We start from the raw sequence: 2,435 nt of genomic DNA, 5'->3' as shown, positions 1-2,435 counted from the left end.
GGGTGGCGGAGGGCGGGTCCGACCTCTGTGGGCGTGCGCTCGCGCAGCTCGCCGTGGCGCGGCCCAGGCTCTGCCCGCCTGGTGCCTACGGCTGCATTGGGGTGGTCGCCGCGGCGAGCTGGGCGAGCGCACGCTCAAAGAGGTCGGCCCCGCCCTCCGCCACCTCGCGGAGGCGTCCGTCCAGCTCCGCGCAGGCGTTTCTCGCCGGCTCCCAGGCCTCGGCGGCGTCGCAGACCAGTCGCCAGTAGTGCTCAAAACCGCTCGACGTGTTGGTGGAGGCGGACGCCACCCGCGACAGCGAGACCAGGCCCATGTCGCAGTCCGGGCACACCTGCCACCCGCCCGCCTCCCCCTGGGCCACGGTAGCGTCGTCCATACGCTGCCCCCGGGCGCCGGGGCACCCGTCGAAGGCGTGGAGCCTCAACGAGCCGCCCTCCGACGTGCAGGGCCAGCGGACGGTGTCGAACAGGTCGCTCGCCCGGGTGGTCGCCGCGTCGTGGGCGAGGCGGGGCAGCCGCACCACGACCGTGCCGTCGGCGTTCTCGCGGTACTCGCCGGACCGGACCTCCGCCAGCGCGTAGGCGTAGTAGGCGCGGCGCCGGGCGGAGTCGGCCTGGGCGGCCGCACCGTCGCCGTCGGGCGCCTCCGCGGCGAGACGGGCCGCGTAGTAGGCCCGTGCCCGGAGCAGCGGGACCCCGAAGTTCCACCCCTCCATATGGAGGTGGCGCGGGTTCTCGCCGGCCGGCAGCCCCGCGAGCGAGGAGGCCCTCCCCCAGAGGCACGACGGGGCGTCCACGCAGTCCGCCCGCCAGCCGGCCTCCAGGGCGGCGTCGGCCTCCCGGCGGCGCTCGGCGGCCTCGTCCGAGAGCCCCGCGGCGTCGTCAGCGGCCCCGGCCAGCGCGGCGTCGTCGACGTCGCCCACCTGCGTCCACACGGAGCGGGACTCCGCGGGGAACGCCAGCGCCACGCCCGCGTAGCGCACCGACCCGGCGCCGTTGGCCCCCGCCGTGGCCCAACCGTTGGAGGCCACGGCGGCGGGCAGGGCGGCCTCGAGGGCCTTGAGCCCCTCTGACGCCGACGACGCGAGCTCCCTGCGCCCCTGGAGGATGGAGCGGCCGGCGTCCGCGACGGAGACGCCGGCCGCCCCCATACCCGGGACGAGACCGGTGACGATGCCGGCGCCCAGCACGGTAAGCCCGCAGACGCCCAGGGAGAGCACGGTCGCGTCAACCACCTGGGCCACCGTGGAGAAGGCGCGCACGGCCCTCGCCCCGGACAGCGCGCAGGCGTCGGCCACGGCCTGCACGTCGGCGGACCGGGCCGCCATCCACTGCACCTGCGCCAGCGAGAAGACGAGGGCCAGGCTCACGAGCAGGGCGCACGCGACGGCAACCGAGGTGTGACCGCCCTCGTCGTCCACGAAGGCGGAGATGCCCCACCGCAGGCCGACCTCACGACCAGATCGAGACCCAATCTGCATAGGAACCCCCCAACCACGACGGACGGACCCGCTCCCTCGCCTCCACCGAGACCTCGAGGAGGCTCTCCCCCGTGAGCGCGCGCACGACGGGGCCGAACAGCGGCAGCGGCGCCACCGCGCCCTCGACGCGCACCGCGACCTCGGCCGTGCGCGCGCCGGAGAGCTCCACCTCCCAGTCCCCCTCGTGGAAGATCCCGACGGCCGGCACCGCCGCCAGGCGCCGCAGCACGAAGGCCCGGACGTCGTCCTCCGACGAGGACGGGGCCGTGGCGAGGAGGCGCGCTCCCTCGCAGGCGGCCGAGGCCATGACCGAGCGGGTGTACAGGATGCAGAGGGGCTGGGCGAGCAGCGCCANGCAGAACAGGACGCAGGGCAGCGTCACAGCCGCCTCCACCGTGGACTGGCCGCGCTCCTCCGCGAGGGCGCGCGCTGTCCAGGAGCCCCGCTCAGTAGAGCAGGACGTCCTGAAGCGCGGCCACCGTGCCCGCGCCCAGCCCGTGGGACGCCGCCCTGGCGGCGATGTCCGCCGCCACCCCCTGGCCGAGGAACCGCCAGAGCGCCGCGAGGGCCACCGCCATGGCCAGGAACGCCCCGAGCACGAGGGCGTACTCCACCGTCGACTGCCCGCGCTCCTCCGCGAGGGGCGGCCGCCCGCCGCGCTCAGCCACAGAGTTCCTCCCATCGGTCCACCCCCAACGTCAGACGGCTCACCACCGACGTGCCCCCAGCCGTCTCGGACACCACGCAGACCACCACCTCGTCGGCACCCTGGGCCACGCAGCCCCACACGTTCCCGAGGAGGTCGAGGTAGCCGCCGTGCACGAGGGAGAACCCCCGGTCGCGGAGGCCCCCGAGCTCGTCCCCGGCGGCGTCGGTAAGATCCGACGGCACCTCCTCGCTCTCCCAAGGGACGTCGTCGGCCGCCTCGAGCGCGGCCGACGACGTCCCTTGGGAG

2 protein-coding genes and 1 pseudogene are annotated in these 2,435 nt (G+C 75.7%); all 3 read right to left on the bottom strand.

All coding sequences use genetic code 11. The features are described 5' to 3' along the window. Positions 1-85 precede the first annotated feature (85 nt). The gene (locus JX283_RS08165; protein ID WP_204830131.1) at positions 86-1,420 is read right to left on the bottom strand and encodes a hypothetical protein; all 1,335 of its coding nucleotides are present in this window, start codon (positions 1,418-1,420) and stop codon (positions 86-88) included. A 506-nt stretch (positions 1,421-1,926) separates the two neighbouring features. Continuing rightward, positions 1,927-2,148: a hypothetical protein gene (locus JX283_RS08155; protein WP_135978312.1), complete on the bottom strand. Its 222-nt coding sequence runs from the start codon at positions 2,146-2,148 to the stop codon at positions 1,927-1,929. Next, positions 2,141-2,435: pseudogene (locus tag JX283_RS08150) on the bottom strand (hypothetical protein); the annotation flags it as partial. The pseudogene JX283_RS08150 and the gene JX283_RS08155, both read right to left, overlap by 8 nt.

This window comes from Olsenella sp. CU969 (assembly GCF_905219715.1).
GTDB lineage: Bacteria > Actinomycetota > Coriobacteriia > Coriobacteriales > Atopobiaceae > Granulimonas > Granulimonas faecalis.
The sequence above is the reverse complement of the archived record's forward strand: the minus strand, read 5'-3'. Positions and strand labels throughout refer to the sequence as shown.